We start from the raw sequence: 21,255 nt of genomic DNA, 5'->3' as shown, positions 1-21,255 counted from the left end.
TGCCTGACTTGAAGTTGGGGGCACAGGCCCCAATTTATTTTAGGTACAGTACAAACATCTCTGGAGAAAACATGATGGTCCCAAACAGCATTTATGGCGGCGCCTATGGTGGCCCGCAAGCCGGCGCGCAGGATGTGCAAGGCCTGGGCATGGTGCCCATGGTGATTGAGCAGTCCGGGCGTGGCGAGCGTTCGTACGATATTTACTCCCGCCTGCTCAAGGAGCGCGTCATTTTCCTGGTTGGTCCGGTCAATGACCAGACCGCCAACCTTGTGGTGGCGCAGCTGCTGTTCCTAGAAAGCGAAAATCCTGACAAGGACATTTCCTTCTACATCAACTCCCCGGGTGGTTCGGTGACGGCGGGCATGGCCATTTACGACACCATGCAGTTCATCAAGCCGGATGTCTCGACGCTCTGCGTGGGCATGGCCGCCAGCATGGGGGCATTTCTCCTGTCGGCGGGTGCCAAGGGCAAGCGCTTTTCGCTGCCCAATTCGCGTGTGATGATTCACCAGCCCTCGGGCGGTGCGCAGGGCCAGGCGACCGACATTGAAATCCACGCCCGTGACATTCTGAAAACGCGCGACCAGCTCAATCGCATCCTGGCGGACAACACCGGCCAGCCGATCGAGAAAATTGAACGCGACACCGAGCGCGACTATTTCCTGTTTGCGGAAGACGCCAAGGCGTACGGCCTGGTTGACCAGGTGATCTCCAAGCGCCCCTGAATCCGGAAAGCTTCAGGCTGCCCTGCAGCAACGGCGTTTTCTGTAACTGAAAACGCCGTTTTTTATTGGTTATCATTAGGTAACACTTCCTCCAACTCCTCTAGCTCCTCTAGCCATCCTTAAAGGCAACCCACCAATGGCCGAGAAAAAAGGCTCCTCCGGCGAAAAGACTCTTTACTGCTCTTTCTGCGGCAAGAGTCAGCACGAAGTTAAGAAACTGATCGCTGGTCCCTCGGTCTTTATCTGTGACGAGTGCATCGATCTTTGCAACGAGATCATCCGTGACGAATTGCCTGCCGGCGAAGATGTCCACGAGACGCGCAGCGATTTGCCGACACCGGCAGAAATCAAGGCGACACTGGACGGCTATGTGATTGGCCAGGAGCCCGCCAAGCGTACGCTGGCTGTGGCTGTCTACAACCACTACAAACGCCTGCGCCACAAGGACAAGGCCAAAAAAGACGATGTGGAGCTGACCAAGAGCAATATTTTGCTGATCGGGCCCACAGGTTCAGGCAAGACCCTGCTGGCCCAAACGCTGGCACGTACGCTCAACGTTCCTTTCGTCATGGCCGATGCCACCACGCTGACGGAAGCGGGCTATGTCGGTGAAGACGTTGAAAACATCATCCAGAAATTGCTGCAGAGCTGCAATTACGAGGTTGAGCGCGCCCAGCAGGGCATCGTCTACATCGACGAAATCGACAAGATATCGCGCAAATCCGACAACCCTTCCATTACCCGTGACGTGTCGGGCGAGGGGGTGCAACAGGCTTTGCTCAAGCTGATTGAAGGCACCATGGCATCGGTGCCACCACAGGGCGGGCGCAAGCATCCCAACCAGGACTTCCTGCAGGTCGACACGACCAATATCCTGTTTATCTGTGGGGGTGCGTTCTCCGGCCTGGAAAAGGTCATCGAAAACCGCACCGAAGCCTCGGGCATTGGCTTTGGCGCCTCCGTGAAAAGCAAAAAGGCCCGTTCGCTGACGGAGTCGTTCAAGGAGGTCGAGCCGGAAGACCTGATCAAGTTCGGCCTGATTCCCGAACTGGTGGGCCGCATGCCGGTCGTGGCGACTCTGGCGGAACTCACTGAAGATGCCCTCGTGCAGATCCTGACCGAACCGAAAAATGCGGTGGTCAAGCAGTTCAGCAAGCTGCTTTCCATGGAAGGGGTGGACCTGGAAATCCGGCCTTCCGCGCTCAAGGCCATCGCCCGCAAGGCCCTGGCCCGCAAGACGGGCGCACGGGGCCTGCGCTCCATCCTTGAACAGTCACTGATTGACACGATGTTTGACTTGCCCAATGCCAGCAATGTCGACAAGGTTGTGGTGGACGAGTCCACAATCGAGGAAAACAAGGCACCCTTGCTCGTGTACCGCGAAACTGCCAAGAAAGCCTGATCCGGAAAGGGGCGGGTGCAAGGCTTGAAAAGCAATTCTTGCGCCCCACTTCTGGGTTGACTACGCTACTCCTGGCCATGAAACTGGTCGCCACGGCTTACGTTTAAGGTTTTATATGTCCGGACAAACTTCATTGCCTTCCACACCCATCGATTTGCCACTTCTGCCTCTGCGGGACGTGGTGGTCTTTCCCCACATGGTCATTCCGCTGTTTGTGGGTCGGCCCAAGAGCATCAAGGCGCTTGAATCGGCCATGGAAGCTGAACGCCGCATCATGCTGGTGGCCCAAAAGGCCGCAGCCAAGGATGAGCCCTCGGTTGAGGACATGTTCGAGGTGGGCTGTGTGGCCACGATCCTGCAGTTGCTCAAGCTGCCAGATGGCACTGTCAAGGTCCTGGTAGAGGGGCAGCAGCGCGCCAAGGTCAATAAGATCGAGGAAGGCGAACAGCACTTCACGGCCAATATCACCCCTGTTGAGCCCACCGTGGTGGTGGTAGGCGACAAGGGCAGCGAGATTGAAGCCTTGCGCCGCGCCGTGATGCAGCAGTTTGATCATTACGTCAAACTCAACAAGAAAATTCCGCCGGAAATCCTCACCTCGATTTCCAGCATCGACGATGCGGGTCGGCTGGCCGATACGATCGCCGCTCACCTGCCGCTCAAACTCGATGCCAAGCAGGTCATTCTGGATCTCGACAACGTCAAGTCCCGGCTCGAAAACCTTTACGAGCAGCTTGAGCGCGAGGTGGACATCCTCAATGTGGACAAAAAAATCCGTGGCCGTGTCAAGCGCCAGATGGAAAAGAACCAGCGGGATTTTTACCTCAATGAGCAGGTGAAAGCCATCCAGAAAGAACTGGGTGAGGGTGAAGAGGGCGCGGACATCGAAGAGATCGAGAAGAAGATCAAGTCGGCCAAGATGCCGCAGGATGCGCGCAAAAAAGCCGAAAGCGAACTCAAAAAACTCAAGCTGATGTCTCCCATGTCGGCTGAAGCGACGGTGGTGCGCACCTACATCGATGTACTGACCGGCTTGCCGTGGAGCAAAAAGACCAAGATCAAACACGATCTGGTCAACGCCGAGAATGTGCTCAATGAAGACCACTATGGCCTTGAAAAAGTCAAGGACCGCATTGTGGAATACCTCGCGGTGCAGCAGCGGGTTGACAAGCTCAAGGCCCCGATTCTTTGCCTGGTGGGCCCTCCTGGCGTGGGCAAGACTTCTCTGGGCCAGTCGATCGCCAAAGCGACGGGGCGCAAATACGTACGCATGGCTCTGGGCGGCATGCGTGATGAGGCGGAGATTCGTGGCCACCGCCGTACCTATATTGGCGCCTTGCCCGGCAAGGTGCTGCAAAGCCTGACCAAGGCGGGTACCCGCAATCCCCTGTTTCTGCTGGATGAGATCGACAAGCTGGGCACCGACTTTCGCGGTGATCCGTCGAGCGCCTTGCTGGAGGTGCTCGATCCCGAACAAAACCACACTTTCGGTGATCATTACGTCGAGGTCGATTTCGACCTGAGCGACGTGATGTTTGTGGCAACGTCGAACTCGATGAATATTCCTCCGGCCCTGCTGGACCGCATGGAAGTGATCCGGCTTGCGGGCTACACGGAAGACGAGAAAACCAGCATTGCAATGCGCTATCTGCTGCCCAAGCAGCTCAAGAACAATGGCGTCAAGGAAGGCGAGCTGGAAGTGCAGGAGCAGGCCATACGCGACATCGTGCGTTACTACACGCGGGAGGCCGGTGTGCGTTCGCTGGAGCGGGAGCTCTCCAAAATCTGCCGCAAGGTGGTCAAGGGCATTCAGCTCAAGAAAATGGTGGCCAAAGTAGTGGTCGGACCGGATAACCTGAACGACTTCCTGGGCGTGCGCAAATTCGACTATGGCCGTGCCGAACAGCAGAATCAGGTCGGCCAGGTGGTTGGCCTGGCCTGGACGGAAGTCGGTGGCGATTTGCTGACGATTGAGGCGGCCCTCATGCCCGGCAAAGGCGTGATCACGCGTACTGGCTTGTTGGGCGACGTGATGAAGGAATCGGTGGAGGCCGCGCGTACGGTGGTTCGCAGCCGCTCCAGGGTGCTGGGTATCAAAGATGAGATGTTTGAGAAGCGGGACATCCATATTCACGTGCCGGACGGTGCGACGCCCAAGGACGGGCCGAGTGCCGGAGCTGCCATGACAACCGCCTTTGTGTCGGCCCTCACAGGTATTCCGGTGCGCGGCGATGTCGCGATGACGGGTGAGATCACTTTGCGTGGTGAGGTGACCGCCATTGGCGGCCTGAAAGAAAAGTTGCTTGCCGCCTTGCGCGGTGGCATCAAGACGGTATTGATCCCGGAGGAAAATGCCAAGGATCTGCAGGAAATTCCGGACAATGTAAAAAGCGGCCTGAACATCGTGCCCGTGAAGTGGATAGACCAGGTGCTGCAGGTTGCACTGGAGCGTCAGCCCATTCCGCTGAGTGATGAAGAAGTCGCTGTTGCCGCTGCGGCTGCTGTCGCTACACCTGCCGAAGTTGCAGGCACAGTGAAGCATTGAAGCAAAACAGAAGCAAACTTTTTTCGATTTATTGAAAAGCCTGAAAAGTTACGCTATAATTTGAGGCTGTTATCGCGGGAGTAGCTCAGTTGGTAGAGCGCAACCTTGCCAAGGTTGAGGTCGAGAGTTCGAGACTCTTCTCCCGCTCCAATTCAAAAGGGCAGCACTTTAAAAATGCTGTCCTTTTTCTTTGGGACATTCGGTAATCGATAGTCGGTAAAGCTTCCGGGCTTTGGCGATTGAGTGAATCAGATAGAAACACGGCGCGGTAACAAAGCGGTTATGTACCGGATTGCAAATCCGAGTAGGTCGGTTCGACTCCGGCCCGCGCCTCCATCCAGTCATCAACATTGAGCCCCGTCACGGGGCTTTTTTGTTTGACAATACAGAACTGCGACGATACGTTTCGGCCTGAGTGGTGAAATAGGTAGACACAGCGGACTTAAAATCCGCCGCTTCCCTAACAGGGGCGTACCGGTTCGATTCCGGTCTCAGGCACCACCATCGGGCCAACCACCCATGTGCCGGTTGCGCCCCCGAAAACTGGGTAAGATTAAATCCATGGCCCGCTACAACACACCATTTGAAATTCACGTTCACGGCGAAGTACCTTTGCGCGCGGACGTCACCTTTGAGCAGCTGCAGGAGGCCCTCAAGCCCTTGTGGAAGTACGCGGGCTCAAAGTCCCTGGCGGCGGGCGCTGCAAGTGCCTACGAGGAGGAGCCCGGCATACAGTTTGATGTTCACAAGCACCTGCTCCAGATGTGCTGGACCGTGCCCGGTGACGAGGATTTTCGCCAGGCGCTCGACGAAATGTGCATGGGGTTGAACGATCTTGCCGAGATGGGGGCGCCCATTGAAGTGACTTTTTACGACTCTGACTTCGACGAAGAAGAGGGCGCCGAGGATGACGAGGCGCGTGATGACTTTGCCATGTACTTTGTGGGCCCCACGCCGGCCGCCATCATGCAGGTACAGCGCGATTTGCTCGTGCAGGACATGATAGGCCTCATGGAGCGGCATTTCGACGCCTCGGAGTTGGGCGAGGTCGTGGCGGCGGTTGATAAATTATTCGAGCAGCGCTTCGATGCGCTGGTCAATTCCATGCAGCTCGGCAAGCCACCGCGCGGGCTTGGCGGGCCGCAGGGTGGGTCGGGCCACGGGGGCGGCGGGCGCAAGCCCAGGCATTTGCACTAATTTGCACTAGGAAGGCGTTGGCGCAGTCCCTGCTGGTGTGGCGGGGGATGGTCCACCGTTAAAGCCGAGCCCGCCAAGGTAGACGTTCATGACGCTCTGGCCTACCTCGAGAAGGTCAAAAGCCTCCGGGTCCAGCAGCCAGTTTTGTATCAGGCCGTCTATCAGGGCGTGAAACCCCTGTGCGGCAACAGAAGCGGGCATCGAAAGCTTCAATGCCGTCTGGCGGGAGGCGAGGTCAATGCTCTGTTCACAACGGTTCAAGAACCCGTTGCGCACCGCCAGATGCCGAAGGCGGACGGCTTGAAGCTCCTCTACATATTCCACCTTTTGTGTCGCCACTTCAAAAACCCGACGGGTCTGTGTGTCGTTAACGATCTGCTTGAGAGCGTTGACGGTGGCGCGCCGGATGCGGTCAAGCGCGTTGGCGCTGGTGTCAGCGGCTTCTTGCTGATCAGCCCCCTCCTGGTCGAAAGATTCTTCCATGGGCAGCGTCACCCGCTCCATCATGGCGTTGAAGAGGTCGGCCTTGTCCTTGAAGTGCCAGTAGATGGCTCCGCGCGTGGCGCCGGCGCGCCGGGCGATGTCCTGCAGGCTGGTGCGCGACACGCCCTGCGCCTGAAACAGGTGTTCGGCGGCATCAAGCAGCTTGTGGCGAGTCGCCAGTGCCTCTTCTTTGGTTCGGCGGGCCAATGGGTGTCTCCTGAAATCAATTTTCGGGGTGTCTATATACATTCATAAATGTATGTAAACTATAACACTCGTAAAAACCCTTACCCTTTCCCTTTTCGGTGAATGTGCTTGCGTATGCTCTGCACTATTCGCCGACGCTGCGCCACTTTCGCGCTTTTTCCAACATCCGAGGAACAGCATGCCTACGTCCCGCGTTGCCCAGTCTTCCCAGTCTTATTTCCTGCCCTCGTCGTTTATGGGGCTTCAGCCGTTGGCGCTAATTGCTGCGGTCTCAGTTTTTTTGGCCGGTTGCGGCAATGGGGGAACCGCGCAAGGCGGGGCCACCCCACCTCCCGCGCAGGTGGGTGTGGTGACGGTAACCCAGGGCGATGTGGGCCTGGTGACCGAGTTGCCCGGGCGTCTTGAAGCCTCGCGCGTCGCGCAGGTCCGGGCGCGGGCGGCCGGCATTTTGCAAAAGCGGCTGTTTCGGGAAGGCAGTGACGTCAAGGCCGGTCAGCCGCTGTTCAGCATTGACCCAGCGCCCTACGCTGCGGCAACTGCCAGTGCCAAAGCCGGCCAGGCGCGCGCTGAAGCCAATCTGGCGCAGGCGAGCGCCCTGGCCGAGCGCTACAAGCCGCTGGTTGAAGCCAATGCGATCAGCAAGCAGGAATACGCCAACGCCGTGGCGGCGCAAAAACAGGCCGAAGCCGATGTGGCGGTAGGCAAGGCCAATGTGCAGACGGCCGGCATCAATCTGGGCTATGCATCGGTGACGGCTCCTATCTCGGGCCGCATAGGCCGCGCGCTGGTCACTGAAGGCGCGCTGGTCGGGCAGGGCGACGCCACCCAACTCGCCGTGATCCAGCAGATCAACCCCGTGTACGTCAACTTCACGCAATCCGCCTCCGAGGTCATGAAGCTGCGTGCGGCCATGGAAAGCGGCCAGTTCAAGCGCGCCAGCGGGGAAGATGCGGCCAGCGTGCGCATTGTGCTGGAAGATGGCACCGAATACCCGCGTCCCGGCCGCTTGCTGTTTTCAGACCTGACCGTCGATGCCACCACGGGCCAGGTGACCTTGCGCGCGGAGGTTCCCAATCCGGGCGGCCAGCTGCTGCCGGGTCTGTATGTGCGGGTGCGCCTGGAGCAGGCGCAAGCGACCAATGCCGTCACCTTGCCGCAGCAGGCCGTGACGCGTACGGCGCAGGGTGACAGCGTCATGGTGGTGGATGCCACTGGAAAAGTCGCATCGCGCCCGGTCAAGATTGGCTCCGCCAAGGGCTCGCAATGGGTGGTGCTTGACGGGCTGAAAACAGGTGAACAGGTCATGGTGGATGGTTTCCAGAAACTGCAGCCCGGCGCATTGGTCAAGCCTGTGCCGTGGCAGCCGCCGGGTGCCAATCCGGCTGGCGCGGCTTCTGCTCCGGCTGCTGCGGCATCGTCGGCGGGCGCTGCCCAACCGGCGGCATCGGCTGCATCCGCAGCCGCGACAAAATAAGGAGCCCGGCACATGGCCAAATTTTTTATTGATCGGCCGATCTTTGCCTGGGTGATTGCCTTGTTCATCCTGGTGGTCGGCGGCGTGTCGATCACGCAGCTGCCGATTGCCCAGTACCCGCCCGTGGCCCCGCCCGCGATCGTCATCAATACGGCCTACCCCGGCGCGTCGGCCCAGACGCTCGAGGACAGCGTGCTGTCGGTGATTGAGCGTGAAATGAACGGCTCGCCCGGCCTGATCTACATGGAGTCGGTCGCGCAGGCCGACGGTTCCGGCAGCATCACGCTGAGCTTCCAGCCCGGCACCAATGCCGAGCTGGCGCAGGTGGACGTGCAGAACCGCCTGTCGCGCGCCTCGCCGCGGCTGCCAGCCGCTGTGACGCAGCAGGGCGTACGCGTAGACAAGTCGCGTGCCAACTTCCTGTTGTTCACCATGCTGTCGTCCGACAACCCGGCGCATGACCCGGTCGCGCTCGGCGACTATGCCTCGCGCAACATCGTGCCCGAACTCCAGCGCCTGCCCGGCATTGGGCAGGCCCAGCTGTTCGGCAGCGAACGCGCCATGCGCATCTGGCTCGACCCGGCCAAGCTGACGGGCTTCAGCCTTTCGGCGAACGATGTCAATACAGCGATTCGTGCGCAAAATGCCCAGGTGGCCGCCGGCAGCATCGGCGACCGGCCCAACGTGGCAGGCCAGGGCATTGCAGCCACCGTGGTGGTCAATGGGCAGCTCGCCAACGTCGGGCAGTTTGGCAATATCGTGCTGCGCGCCAACCCCGATGGCTCGTCGGTGCGCCTGAAGGATGTGGCACGTATCGAACTGGGCGGACAGTCCTATGCGACGTCGGCGCGTCTTAATGGCCAGCCCGCCGTCGGTATCGGCGTGCAGCTCGCGCCCAGCGGCAATGCGCTCGCATCCGCCAAGGCCGTGCGCGCGAAGATGGCCGAGCTTGAGCGCTACTTCCCGCAGGGCATGAAATGGGACATCCCCTACGACAGCTCGCGCTTCGTCAGGATATCGATTTCGCAGGTGGCCGAGACGCTGTTCGAGGCGGTGGCGCTGGTGTTCCTGGTGATGTTTCTGTTCCTGCAGAACTGGCGCTACACCATCATCCCGACCATCGTGGTGCCGATCTCGCTGCTGGGCACTTTCGCCACGCTGCTGGCGCTCGGGTTTTCAATCAACGTGCTCACCATGTTCGGCATGGTGCTGGTGATTGGTATCGTGGTGGACGATGCGATCGTGGTGGTCGAGAACGTCGAGCGCATCATGACCGAAGAGGGCCTGCCGCCGCTCGAGGCCACGCGCAAGGCGATGAAGCAGATCTCCGGCGCCATCATCGGCGTGACCGTGGTGCTGATCTCCGTGTTCGTGCCGCTGGCCTTCTTCGCGGGCTCGACCGGCAATATCTATCGGCAGTTTTCGGCGGTGATGGTGTCGTCAATCGGCTTCTCGGCATTCATGGCGCTGTCGCTCACACCGGCGCTCTGCGCCACGCTGCTCAAACCGGTAGAGGCCGGGCACCACCACGAAAAGACCGGTTTCTTCGGCTGGTTCAATCGGGGCTTCACACGCACGGCCAAGGGCTATGAAAGCGTGGTTGCGCGCATCCTCAAGCGTGCGGCGCGCTATCTGGTGATCTACGCAGCGATCATCGGCGCGATCGCCGTGGTCTTCCTGCGCCTGCCCACCTCGTTCTTGCCCAACGAAGACCAGGGCAACCTGCTGGTGAATGTGCAGCTGCCTCCGGGCGCGACGTACGAGCGCACGCTCTCGGTGATGCAGACCGTCGAAGCGTTCATCCTCAAGCAGCCTGAAGTGGAAAGCATGGTCGGCGTGCTGGGTTTCAGCTTCTCCGGCCAGGGTCAGAACGCCGCGCTCGCGTTCGTGACGCTCAAGGACTGGAAAGAGCGCGCGGGTGAGCAGCATTCGGCCGGAGCGGTTGCGGGACGGGCCTTCGGTGCGCTCATGGGTGTGCGTGATGCGTTCATCTTTCCGCTGAGCCCGCCGCCAATTCCCGAACTGGGTACGGCGTCGGGATTCAGCTTCCGTTTGCAGGATCGCGGCGGCGCGGGCCATGAGGCGCTCGTCAATGCGCGCAACCAGTTGCTGGGTCTGGCATCCAAGAGCCCGGTCCTCGCGCAGGTGCGTCCCGATGGCCTGGAAGACGCGCCGCAACTGCAGATCGATATTGACCGGGACAAGGCCAATGCGCTGGGCGTACCGTTCGACGCGATCAATTCGGTGTTGTCGACCTCGCTGGGCTCCAGCTACGTGAACGACTTCCCGAACCAGGGGCGCTTGCAGCGTGTGGTGGTGCAGGCCGATGCACCGGCGCGCATGCAGCCCGATGACCTGCTAAAACTGAACGCCAGCAACAGCAAGGGGCAATCGGTGCCGCTCTCGGCATTTGCCACGACGCGCTGGGCCAAGGGCGCGATGCAGACGGTGCGCTACAACGGCTATCCGGCGATCCGCATCGGCGGCAGCGCCGCACCGGGCTACAGCACCGGCGCCGCGATGGCCGAGATGGAGAAGCTGGCGGCGCAGCTGCCGCAGGGCTTCGGCTATGAGTGGACCGGCCAGTCGCGAGAGGAAAAACTCGCCGGCTCCCAGGCGACCCTTCTCTATGGCTTCGCGATCCTCGCGGTGTTCCTGTGTCTCGCTGCGCTATACGAGAGCTGGACCATTCCACTGGCGGTGATTCTGGTGGTGCCGCTGGGCGTGATCGGCGTGTTGCTGGCGACCCTGCTGCGCAGCTATTCGAACGACGTGTACTTTCAGGTGGGCCTGATCACCATCATCGGCCTGTCGGCGAAGAACGCCATTTTGATCATCGAGTTTGCGAAAGACCTTCAGGCGCAGGGCAAGGGCGTGATCGAGTCGGCGCTGGCCGCGGCCCATCTGCGTTTTCGCCCCATCATCATGACCTCGCTGGCTTTCGGCCTCGGCGTGATGCCTCTCGTGCTGGCTTCGGGCGCCGGCTCTGCTAGCCAGCGTGCCATCGGTACCGCCGTGATCGGCGGCATGGTGACCGGCACGGCGCTCGCGGTGATTTTTGTCCCGGTGTTCTTTGTCGTGGTGCGCGGCTTTTTCAAAGGCAGTGCGCGGCAAAACAGGATCTATTCGGAGCATGCCAAAGCGGCAGGCATCTCGGGAGATGAAGGAAATGAAGGTAAAGCCCATGCGTAAATCCAGGCTCCCCCAACTCCTGACGGTGGGCGCCGCGGCGCTGCTGGCGGGGTGCTCGATGATTCCCAAATACGAGCGGCCGGCCGCGCCGATTGCCGCAGAGTGGCCGGCCTCGAGCTGGATGGCTGAATCGGCCCAGGCGACCACCGGTGCGAGCCCTGCCGTGGCAACGGCACCCGCCGTGCCGGCGGCCGACATCGAATGGCAGGGTTTTTTCAGTGACCCCAAGCTCAGGCAACTGATAGAGGCGGCGCTGCGCAACAACCGCGACCTGCGGATTGCGGTGCTCAATATCGAGCAGGCCCGGGCCCAGTTCCAGATCCGGCGCGCCGACCAGTTTCCGACCGTCAATGCCGGGCTCTCGGGCTCGCGCCAGCCCAAGGCCGATGGCAACGGCGACAGCAGTATCACCAGCACCTACTCCGCCGGCTTGCTGGTGACGTCGTATGAGCTCGATTTCTTTGGCCGCGTGGCCAGCCTGAAGGAAGCCGCGCTGGCGCAGTACCTGGCGACTGAAGAGGGCCGCAAGACCACCCAGATCAGCCTGATCGCGGCCGTGGCCAACACCTACCTCAGTCTGCTGGCCGATGAAGAGCTGCTGGCCATCACGCAGCAAACGCTGGCGACGCGCGAAGAATCCTTCAAGCTGAGCAAGCTGCGCTTTGACAATGGCGTGACGTCCGAGCTGGATTTCCGGCAGGCCGAGTCGCTGACGGAAGCGGCCCGTGTCTCCCTGGCCCAGCTGGTCCGCCAGCGTGCCCTGGATCAGAATGCCCTGACGCTTTTGCTGGGCCAGCCCCTCGCGGGCGAGTTGGCAGTGGCGCCGCCGGCGGGCAAGGGGCTGGCTGACACGCCCATGCTGGTCGATGTGCCTGCCGGACTGCCCTCCGACCTGCTGACCCGCCGCCCCGACATTCGCCAGGCCGAGCAGCAGCTGCTTGCCGCCAATGCGGATATCGGCGCAGCCCGCGCCGCATTTTTCCCACGCATTTCGCTCACGACCAGCGCCGGCAGCGCCAGTTCGCACCTTTCGGGCCTCTTCAAGAGCGGCTCTTACGGCTGGACGCTGGCGCCGCAGTTGCTCCTGCCTATTTTTGATGCGGGGCGCAATCGTGCGGGGCTGGATTCGGCCAATGCCGGGCGCGACATCGCCGTGGCCCAGTACGAGAAATCGATCCAGACGGCCTTCCGCGAAGTTTCCGATGCGCTGGCAGGCCGCGCCACGCTGGGCGAGCAGTTGCGCGCGCAGCAGGCACAGGCCAACGCCGAAGCCACGCGCTTCAAGCTGGCTGACCTGCGCTACCAGAACGGGGTGGCCAGCTACCTTGACCTGCTCGATGCCCAGCGCTCGCTGTTCGCCGCGCGGCAGGCCGTGGTGCAGACCCGCCTGGCCCAGCTTCAGAGCCAGGTCACGCTTTACAAAACGCTGGGTGGTGGCTGGAAAGAGCCGGCAGCCTCCGCAGCGCCCTGAGCACATCCTGAGCGTTGGGTAGGGCGATTTTGCCGCCGCGCCCACAGGTATTTGTGAGCGAATGTGAGCGAAGTTGCTCTCAATTGAATAGCATCTTGCGCATGGCATTTATGGGCCGGATGCCTATTCAAACATTGCAATGCCATCCAGACCGGTTTCGCGCGGCCCGCCCCACCGGGTTCGGAGCCATCAAGGCGTTTTGTGTTTTCCGCTTCACCGCGCAAGGGTTCTGCCAGGAGGGCTGCATTGAGCGCGCCAGCCGTATCCGGTTGTGCTTGCAAACGGCTGGTACTCGGCGATGGCTGCCACCTCGGGCACACTTTTTGCGATTAAATTTTTGCGGATAAAGGCGCGCGCCGCGTAACCCATGATGAAAGGGCTTGAAGTCCTTGCTGAAGGGTTAGCCCCTACGAAGGAGCTGTTGGGGCGGCTGTATATTCGCAGCCGAAAGACACGCAAGCGCGGCCTCTCCCCATTGGAGACCCGCCGAACCATGAAGCACAGCGGGCCAAAAGTTCGCCAGTTTTTTATTCAGGAGTGCTACAAGCATGAAGTCAAATCGAACGATGAAGGCGCTGGCAGGCGCTGTGTTGCTGGCCTGCGCTGGCCTGGTTTCTGCGGCCACGGTGCCTGCGGGCGTGAAGCTGCATGAAACGCAGGAACTGGTTCGCAACAATGGCTCTGAGCCCGAAACCCTGGACCCCGCGCTGGCGTCGGGCGTGCCGGCCAATAACGTCATCCGTGACATGTTTGAGGGGCTGACGGCAACCGATGCGAACGGCAAGGTTGTACCCGCAGTCGCGGAGAGCTGGAAGCAGACCGATGAGAAAACCTGGGTCTTCAAACTGCGCAAGAACGCCCGGTGGTCCAACGGCGATGCAGTGACCGCAGATGACTTTGTTTACGGCATGCGGCGCTTTGTGGACCCGGCGACTGCCTCGAAATATGCCGCCACCTACGGTATCTTCCTGCTCAACGCCAAGGAAATCATTGAGGGCAAGAAGCCCGGCACCGAGTTGGGCGTCAGGGCCGTGGATCCGTACACGCTGGAAATCAAGACTCCCTTTCCTGTCGGATTTTTGCCTGATGTCGTTTCCAACCTCCAGCTGGGTCCGGTCCACAAAGCGACGGTGGAAAAGTTTGGCAAAGACTGGACCAAACCTGCCAACATGGTGAGCAATGGCGCTTTCGTCCTGAAAGACTGGCAGGTCAACAGCAAGATCACGCTGGCCAAAAGCCCCACCTACTGGGATGCCAAAAATGTCCAGCTGAACAAAATGACCTACCTGTCGGTCGAAGACGGCAACGCCGATGTCAAGCTGTACGAGTCGGGCGAGAACGACTGGGTGTATCAGCTCCCCCCGGGTACTTTTGACAAGTACAAGGCACAGTACCCGAAGGAAATTCGCAACACGGACATGCTGGGTTTGCGCTATTACTCCCTGAACAATGCGGATCCGGTCCTCAAGGACATTCGCATGCGCCAGGCGCTGTCCATGGTGATTGACCGCGACATACTGGCGCAGCGTGTGACGGCCGATGGGCAGACCCCTGCCTATGGCGTGATCGTGAAGGGCACGGCGGGTGCGGATGTCACCGCCTACGACTGGGCCAAGTGGCCCATGGCCAAACGCGTGGAGGAGGCCAAGAAGCTGATGGCGGCCGCTGGCGTTGCGCCTGGCACCAAAATCAAGTTTTCCTACAACACCAGCGATTACCACAAGAAAATGGCCATTTTTGCGGCCTCCGAGTGGAAAACCAAGCTGGGCGTAGACGTTGAACTGGAAGCGATGGAGTTCAAGGTCCTGATCAAGAAACGCACGGATAAAGACTATCAGATGGCCCGCAATGGCTGGGTTGCAGACTACAACGACGCGACCACCTTTTTGACGCTGGTGCAATGCGATTCGGACCAAAACTACCACAACAGCTGCAACCGCAAGGCCTCCGCGCTGATCGATGAAGGCAACCAGTCGCTGGACCCCGCCAAGCGCAAGACATTGCTGACCCAGGCGGCGAAGATGATCATGGACGACTACCCCATGATTCCCTTGCTGCAGTACACCGTGCCGCGACTGGTCAAGCCCTATGTAGGCGGTTATTCGACGACCAATGCCCTGGACCGCTACCGCGCCAAGGACCTGTACATCATCAAGCATTGATGTCCGGGCTGAGCTAAAGATGGGGCAGACGTCACCACGATGCCTGCCCATCGGTGACCTGCTTTTTCTGACGTTTCCTGACGCCCCATGAGTCGTTCAGGGCCAAGCTGTGGTCGGTTCTCGCTTTCGCTTTCGCTCTCACACTGACATCGACCGGAGATATTCCTCATGTGGTCTTACACCCTCAGGCGCATCCTGGCGACGATTCCGACCTTGCTGGCTGTTGTCACCGTCTGCTACCTCCTGCTCCATGCCACACCGGGTGGGCCGTTTGACGACGAACGTAAGGTGTCCGCAGCGGTTCTGGCCAATCTGCAGGCTAAATACCACCTGGACTTGCCGCTGTGGCAGCAATACCTGCACTACCTCAACAGCCTGCTGCACGGTGATCTGGGCGCCTCATTTCGCTATGCCGACTGGTCGGTCAACGAGTTGGTGGCCAAGGCGTTGCCGGTGTCCGCGGTGATCGGCGGAGGCGCCATTGTGATCGCCTTGTTTGTGGGGGTGCTGCTCGGCACCATTGCCGCCTTGCGCCAGAACAGTGTGGTCGACTACCTCGTGATGTTGCTTGGCAATGCCGGGCACGCCTTTCCCTCGTTTGTGATTGGCCCCGTGCTGATTCTGGTTTTTGCCGTCTGGCTCAAGGTCGCGCCGGCCGGGGGCTGGAACGATTTCTCGCCGCGGTTCATGGTCTTGCCGATGATGTTGCTGGTTTTCATCAACGTCGCCACCATTGGGCGCGTCATGCGCGGCAGCCTGATTGAAGTGCTGCACAGCAACTTCATCCGCACGGCGCGTGCCAAGGGCCTGCCCATGCGCACCATCATCCTGCGCCACGCTTTCAAGCCCGCGCTTTTGCCGGTGGTCTCCATCATCGGGCCCCTGGCTATTTCATCGATCACCTCGGCCATCGTGACCGAGTCGGTGTTTTCGCTGCCGGGACTGGGAAAACTGATTGTGAACGGCGCCGCCAATCGTGACTACACCCTGGTGCTGGGCCTGGTGGTGCTGGTGACGGTGATTGCCGTGACGTTCAATCTGCTGGTCGATCTGGCTTATGCCCTGCTTGACCCGAAGATCCGGTACTGACCGTACTGACCGTATTACCTACGTTGATTGAAAATCAGTATGTTATTCAGGAACAAACAGGAGAAAGATGCTCTGGTCGCGGCCCTGGATACGCTGGAAGTGGCCGATATCTCGGGGCGCAGTCCCTGGGCCGATGCGCGTGGACGTTTTTTGCGCAACAGGGCAGCGGTGTTCAGCCTGTGCCTGCTGGCCTTCATCACGCTGACCTGCATCGCCGGGCCATGGTTGCTGCCGCACGCCTTTGACGCCGCCGACTGGGATGCCATGAGCATGCCGCCCATGCTCAAGAACTGGCACTTTTTTGGCACCGACGAGTCTGGCCGGGACCTGGCTGTTCGCAGTCTGGTTGGCGGCCGCGTCTCCCTCATGGTGGGCTTTCTGGCCACCTTGTCTTCCGTCACCCTGGGCATCGTCTGGGGGGCGACGTCGGGTTTCATGGGCGGCAAGGTGGATGCCTTCATGATGCGCATCGTGGACATGATGTATGCCGTGCCCTATTTGCTGATTGCCATCTTGATGGTGACCATGCTGGGACGGGCGTTTTACCTGGTGGTGATCACCATCACGATGTTCTCCTGGATGGACATGGCCCGTGTGGTGCGCGGCCAGACCCTGTCGCTGCGCTCCAAGGAGTTTATTGAGGCAGCCCGAGCGCTGGGCGTGCCGACGCGCCGCATCATCTTTCAGCACATCGTTCCGAATCTTTTGGGCGTGGTGGTGATTTACACCACGGTCACCGTGCCGGCCGTGATCCTGACCGAGTCCGTGCTGTCCTTTCTGGGACTGGGGATTCAGGAGCCGATGACGAGCTGGGGCGTGCTGATTCACGATGGTGCGTCCGTCATGGAAGTGTCTGTGTGGATGCTGCTGTTTCCGGCCGGCCTGCTGTCCACGACCCTGTACTGCTTTAACTACATCGGGGACGGCCTGCGCGATGCGCTGGATCCCAAAGACCGCTGATTCGCATGAATACGCCATGAGCCTGATTGAAGTCAAAAACCTCGGGGTCCGGTTTCAAACCCAGGACGGGATGATCTACGCCGTCAACGGCATCAACTTTGCGCTGGACCGGGGTCAAACCCTGGGCATAGTGGGCGAAAGCGGCTCCGGCAAAAGCCAGAGCGTGCTGGCCATGATGGGCCTGTTGGCCAAGAACGGCAAAGCCAGCGGCCAGGCCTTATACCAGGGCCAGGATCTGCTGGCCATGAAGCCGGCCGAGCTCAACAAGATACGCGGCAACCGCGTGGCCATGATTTTTCAGGACCCGATGACCTCGCTCAACCCTTACCTGACGGTGGAGCGGCAGATGACCGAGGTGCTGCAGTTTCACAAAGGCATGGATCGCAAGTCCGCGCGCGCCAGGTCCGTCGAACTGCTCGATGCCGTCAAGATACCCGACGCCGCGCGCCGCATCGCGATGTACCCGCATGAGTTTTCCGGGGGCATGCGCCAGCGTGTCATGATCGCCATGGCCTTGCTGTGCGAGCCCGAGGTGTTGATTGCCGACGAACCCACGACGGCGCTGGACGTCACGGTGCAGGCGCAGATCGTTGCCTTGTTGCGTGACCTGCAGCGCGACTTCGGTACCGCCATTGTCATGATCACGCACGACCTGGGCCTGGTGGCCGGCCTGTGCGACGAAGTGATGGTGCTGTACGGCGGGCGTGTGATGGAGCAGGGTGACGCCAACAGCATTTATTACCGCGCGTCCCATCCCTATACCGTGGGCCTGCTCGGCGCCATACCGCGTCTGGACGCGGAGGATGACCTGCTGGTCGCCATTCCCGGTGCGCCGCCCAACATGGCCCGGTTGCCCAGGGGCTGCCCGTTCAGCGAGCGTTGCGCACTGGCCGACGCCGAGTGCCGCGACGTGCTTCCCCCATTGCAGGCGGCCGAGAACAATCCGGCCGTGCACAGAGCCTGCCACAGATCGATTCAGGCCGTGTCCGAACTCGCGGCGAAAGGGGTGAGCCATGTCTGAGGCGGCTCCGCCGATTCTGTCGGTGCGCGATTTGAAAGTGCATTTCAAGGTCAAAACGGGCAGCGCCTGGCCCTGGTCGCCGGCCCGTACCCTGAAGGCCGTGGATGGCATTTCTTTTGACATTCATGCGGGTGAGACGCTGGGCGTGGTGGGCGAGTCGGGTTGCGGCAAGTCGACTTTGGCCCGTGCTGTGCTGAACCTGATTCCTGTCACCGCCGGCAGCATCGTCTGGATGGGTCAGGAAATGACCGGAGCCTCCAGCCAGGTCTGGTTGAGCGTGCGAAAAGACATTCAGATGATTTTTCAGGACCCGCTGGCTTCGCTGGATCCGCGCATGACCATCGCGCAAATCATTGCCGAACCCTTGCGCACGCACCACGCCGACCTGCCCGACGATCAGGTGATGAAGCGCGTCAAGGCGATGATGACCCGCGTCGGCCTGACGGCGCAGCAAATCAACCGCTACCCGCACGAGTTTTCTGGCGGCCAATGCCAGCGCATCGGCATTGCCCGGGCCCTGATTCTGGAGCCCAAACTCATCATCTGCGACGAGCCAGTGTCGGCGCTCGATGTCTCGATCCAGGCGCAGATCATCAATCTGCTGAAGGAGCTGCAAAAGTCCATGGGCCTGGCGCTGATTTTCATTGCCCACGACCTGGCCGTGGTCAAACACATCAGTGATCGTATTTTGGTGATGTACCTAGGGCACGAGATGGAACTGGCCGGGAAGAAAGCGCTGTATGCGACGCCCCGCCATCCCTACACGAGGGCGCTACTTTCAGCCATTCCGATCCCAGACCCGAAGCTGGAGCGAAAAAAGGTGATCCAGTTGCTGCAGGGCGACCTGCCTTCGCCCATGGCCCCGTCTTCGGGATGTGTGTTTCGGACCCGCTGCCCCCTGGCCATCGCACGTTGTGCGCAGGAGGTGCCGGCATTTCGCCGCCTCGATGACCAAACGGAAGCGGCCTGTTTGCTGGCCTGAAGGGTCTTGGAATCTGAAGAAGCGAAGAAGCGAAGAAGCGCCGGCGGGCGGGGCGGCGCCGCTGATCAGTCGGCGAGCGCGGCAAACCCTTGCTGCAAATCACGCAGCAGATCGGCCGGGTCTTCCAGCCCGATGTGCAGCCGGATGACCTGGCCGCGGCCCGACCAGTCGGCCACGCTGCGGGCGCGGCGCATGTCGGTCAGCGTGACCAGGCTTTCATAGCCGCCCCACGAAGCACCTATGCCGAACAGCTGCAGGCTGTCGATCAACCGCTCGGCGGCGGCCTGGTCGAATGCATGCTGCAGCTCGAAAGACAGCAGGCCGTTGGTGCCCGAGCAGTCCCGTTGCCACAAGGCGTGGCCCGGGTGTCCGGGCAGGGCCGGGCAGAACACCGTGGCTACTTCGCCGCGGGTTTGCAGCCATGCCGCCACCTGCAGGGCGCTGCTTTCATGCAGGGCCAGGCGCGCGGCCAGGCTGCGCGCACCGCGCAGCACCAGGTAGGCGTCGTCAGGGCTCACCGTCATGCCGAAGGCGTCGCTGCGCTCGGCCAGCGCCTGCCAGGCGTCCTGCGTGGTGGCTACGGTGCCCATCATCACGTCGGAATGGCCCGACAGGTATTTGGTGGCGGCCATGATGGACACGTCGGCGCCCAGCGCCAGCGGCCGGTATTGGCAGCCGGAGCCCCAGGTGTTGTCGGCCACCAGCAGCAGGCCCCTGGCGTGCGCGATGTCGGCCAGGCGCGGCAGGTCGCACATTTCATAGACGAGCGAGCCCGGGCATTCGGCGTAGATCATGCGCGTGCCGGCCTCGATTTTTTCTTCCACATCGCTGCCGTCGGCCGCAAAGAAAGTGCAGCGGATGTTGTAAGGCGTGAGGAAGGAATGCACTAGCTTGCGCGCCGGCTCGTAGACGCTGTCCGACATCAGCAGGTGGTCGCCGGGCTTGAGGTAGGACAGCAGCGTCATCGCGATGGCGGCCAGGCCGGTGGGGAAAAGCCGCGTGCGGTGAGCGCCTTCTAGTTCGCTCACCAGGTCTTCCAGCGCGAAATTCGTCGGGTTGCCGCGGGCCCCGTAGGTGAACAGGCGCTCATCGCCGCGCCGCATGCGCATCTCGCGCTGCTGCGCCGTGTTGTCAAACAGCACGGTGCTGGCGCGCACCACGGGCGGGTTGACCGGCCGGCCGCCGTCGAAGGCGGGCTGCTTGCCGGCGTGGACCAGACGGGTCAGGGGCGACGCACCGGATGGTGAGGTAGCCGGCGGCGATTTTTTATTCATGCAGGGAGCGCCTTGGTGAACGACAGATCAGGGACACATCGGGGACACGTCAGTCCAGTTTTGCACCTGACAGCTTGACGACGCGCGACCAGCGGGCGATGTCTTCCTTGAGCTGCGCGGCAAAGGCCGCCGGCGTGTTGCCCACCACTTCGCTGCCGCCGTCGGTGATCAGCTTGCTGACTTCCGGCGACTTGAGGGAGCGCACGATGCTGTCGTGCAGGTAGGCTACGCGCTCGGGCGGCGTGCCGGCCGGCGCGAAAAACCCGTACCAGTCTTCAAAGGTGGAGTTGCGGTAGCCCAGCTCTTCCAGTGTCGGGACCTTGGCGAACACGCCGATGCGGCGCGGGCTGGTGACGGCCAGGGCGCGCATCTTGCCGTTCTGTATGAAGCTGGACACCGAGGCGGTGGAGGTGATCAGGATGTCCACCTGGCCGCCCAGCAGGTCGGTGATGGCCGGGGCCGCGCCCTTGTAGGGCACATGGGTCATGCTCAGGGCGCTGTCTTTTTCCAGCACCACGCCGACCAGGTGCGACAGCGTGCCGTTGCCCGGCGTGGCATAGGTGACGCGGCCGGGCTGGGTCTTGGTCTGCGTGGCCAGGTCGGCAAAGCTTTTCAGGGGCGAGTTGCTGGCCACCACTAGCACCAGCGGCGCCGCGTTGATCTGGGTGATGGGCAGGAAATTTTTCAACGGGTCAAAGCCCGGCGAGGCATACAGCGTGGGATTGACCGCCATCAGCGAGACCTGGCCCGTGAGCACCGTGTAGCCGTCGGGCTTGGCGTCGGCCACGGTCTTGGCGCCTATGTTGCCGCCGGCGCCGCCGCGGTTGTCGACCACGGCGCTCTGGCCGGTGATGTCGGACAGGCGGCTGGTCACAAAGCGTGTCGTGGCGTCATTGCCGCCGCCGGCCGGGAAGGGCGACACGAACTTGATGGCCTGGTTCGGGAAACCGCCGACCTGCGGCATGGGCTGCGCCGAGGCGGTGCCGTGCACGGCAAGCACGGCCCAGCAAAGTGAGGCGGCAGTGAATTTCAGCGTGGCAAGCATGGCGGGCTCCTGAAGAAAAGTGA

Annotated in this window: 15 protein-coding genes and 3 tRNA genes; 15 read left to right on the top strand and 3 right to left on the bottom strand. The window is 61.2% G+C overall.

Annotated elements, in window-relative coordinates:
• Positions 1–71: 71 nt before the first annotated feature.
• The 7 genes from clpP (at position 72) to AC1DUR_RS01715 (ending at position 5,872) form a co-directional block, all read left to right on the top strand.
• A complete protein-coding gene (gene clpP / locus AC1DUR_RS01745) occupies positions 72–728 on the top strand; it encodes an ATP-dependent Clp endopeptidase proteolytic subunit ClpP (RefSeq protein WP_477717064.1) in 657 nt (218 codons plus the stop codon).
• Positions 729–864: 136 nt separating this feature from the next.
• Positions 865–2,130 (top strand): ATP-dependent Clp protease ATP-binding subunit ClpX, encoded by a 1,266-nt coding sequence (gene clpX / locus AC1DUR_RS01740; protein WP_477717063.1) that lies wholly within the window; start codon positions 865–867, stop codon positions 2,128–2,130.
• 115 nt (positions 2,131–2,245) lie between these two features.
• Positions 2,246–4,675 carry an endopeptidase La gene (gene lon, locus AC1DUR_RS01735; protein WP_477717062.1) on the top strand — a complete coding sequence of 810 codons (2,430 nt, stop codon included), beginning with the start codon at positions 2,246–2,248 and terminating at the stop codon, positions 4,673–4,675.
• A 74-nt stretch (positions 4,676–4,749) separates the two neighbouring features.
• Positions 4,750–4,825, top strand: a tRNA-Gly gene (locus AC1DUR_RS01730).
• A gap of 112 nt (positions 4,826–4,937) precedes the next feature.
• Positions 4,938–5,011 (top strand) — tRNA-Cys (locus AC1DUR_RS01725).
• 73 nt (positions 5,012–5,084) lie between these two features.
• Positions 5,085–5,176 (top strand) — tRNA-Leu (locus AC1DUR_RS01720).
• Positions 5,177–5,236: 60 nt separating this feature from the next.
• Entirely contained in the window at positions 5,237–5,872 is a 636-nt protein-coding gene (locus AC1DUR_RS01715; protein ID WP_477717061.1) for a DUF6806 family protein, read from the top strand.
• A gap of 6 nt (positions 5,873–5,878) precedes the next feature.
• Here AC1DUR_RS01715 and AC1DUR_RS01710 read toward each other — a convergent pair whose 3' ends face one another.
• Entirely contained in the window at positions 5,879–6,562 is a 684-nt protein-coding gene (locus AC1DUR_RS01710; protein ID WP_477717060.1) for a TetR family transcriptional regulator, read from the bottom strand.
• Positions 6,563–6,740: 178 nt separating this feature from the next.
• Here AC1DUR_RS01710 and AC1DUR_RS01705 point away from each other — a divergent pair, with 178 nt between their 5' ends.
• The 8 genes from AC1DUR_RS01705 (at position 6,741) to oppF (ending at position 18,913) form a co-directional block, all read left to right on the top strand.
• Positions 6,741–8,036: an efflux RND transporter periplasmic adaptor subunit gene (locus tag AC1DUR_RS01705; RefSeq protein WP_477717059.1), complete on the top strand. Its 1,296-nt coding sequence runs from the start codon at positions 6,741–6,743 to the stop codon at positions 8,034–8,036.
• Between the two features lie 12 nt (positions 8,037–8,048).
• Positions 8,049–11,228, top strand: coding sequence for an efflux RND transporter permease subunit (locus tag AC1DUR_RS01700; protein ID WP_477717058.1), 3,180 nt, complete (start codon positions 8,049–8,051; stop codon positions 11,226–11,228).
• Positions 11,221–12,699, top strand: a complete 1,479-nt coding sequence (locus tag AC1DUR_RS01695) for an efflux transporter outer membrane subunit (RefSeq protein WP_477717057.1) — start codon at positions 11,221–11,223, stop codon at positions 12,697–12,699. Before AC1DUR_RS01700 ends, AC1DUR_RS01695 begins: the two co-directional genes overlap by 8 nt.
• A 548-nt stretch (positions 12,700–13,247) precedes the next feature.
• Positions 13,248–14,861, top strand: coding sequence for a peptide ABC transporter substrate-binding protein (locus AC1DUR_RS01690; RefSeq protein ID WP_477717056.1), 1,614 nt, complete (start codon positions 13,248–13,250; stop codon positions 14,859–14,861).
• Between the two features lie 168 nt (positions 14,862–15,029).
• Positions 15,030–15,950, top strand: a complete 921-nt coding sequence (gene oppB / locus AC1DUR_RS01685) for an oligopeptide ABC transporter permease OppB (protein ID WP_477717055.1) — start codon at positions 15,030–15,032, stop codon at positions 15,948–15,950.
• 39 nt (positions 15,951–15,989) lie between these two features.
• Positions 15,990–16,910: an ABC transporter permease subunit gene (locus AC1DUR_RS01680; RefSeq protein WP_477717054.1), complete on the top strand. Its 921-nt coding sequence runs from the start codon at positions 15,990–15,992 to the stop codon at positions 16,908–16,910.
• A 16-nt stretch (positions 16,911–16,926) separates the two neighbouring features.
• Complete coding sequence (locus AC1DUR_RS01675; protein ID WP_477717053.1) at positions 16,927–17,931, top strand: oligopeptide/dipeptide ABC transporter ATP-binding protein; 1,005 nt, start codon at positions 16,927–16,929, stop codon at positions 17,929–17,931.
• A complete protein-coding gene (gene oppF, locus AC1DUR_RS01670) occupies positions 17,924–18,913 on the top strand; it encodes a murein tripeptide/oligopeptide ABC transporter ATP binding protein OppF (RefSeq protein ID WP_477717052.1) in 990 nt (329 codons plus the stop codon). Before AC1DUR_RS01675 ends, oppF begins: the two co-directional genes overlap by 8 nt.
• Positions 18,914–18,978: 65 nt before the next feature.
• Here the strand turns inward: oppF and metC are convergent, their stop codons facing one another.
• Together metC and AC1DUR_RS01660 are read right to left on the bottom strand one after the other, a co-directional pair.
• On the bottom strand, positions 18,979–20,187 hold the full coding sequence (gene metC / locus AC1DUR_RS01665; RefSeq protein WP_477717051.1) for a cystathionine beta-lyase: 1,209 nt from the start codon (positions 20,185–20,187) through the stop codon (positions 18,979–18,981).
• 49 nt (positions 20,188–20,236) lie between these two features.
• Positions 20,237–21,232: a Bug family tripartite tricarboxylate transporter substrate binding protein gene (locus tag AC1DUR_RS01660; protein ID WP_477717050.1), complete on the bottom strand. Its 996-nt coding sequence runs from the start codon at positions 21,230–21,232 to the stop codon at positions 20,237–20,239.
• Positions 21,233–21,255 lie beyond the last annotated feature (23 nt).

The sequence above is a fragment of the Polaromonas sp. P4_F4 genome (assembly GCF_056401355.1).
Note: the sequence above shows the minus strand (reverse complement) of the source record. Positions and strands in the feature narration are given on the sequence as shown.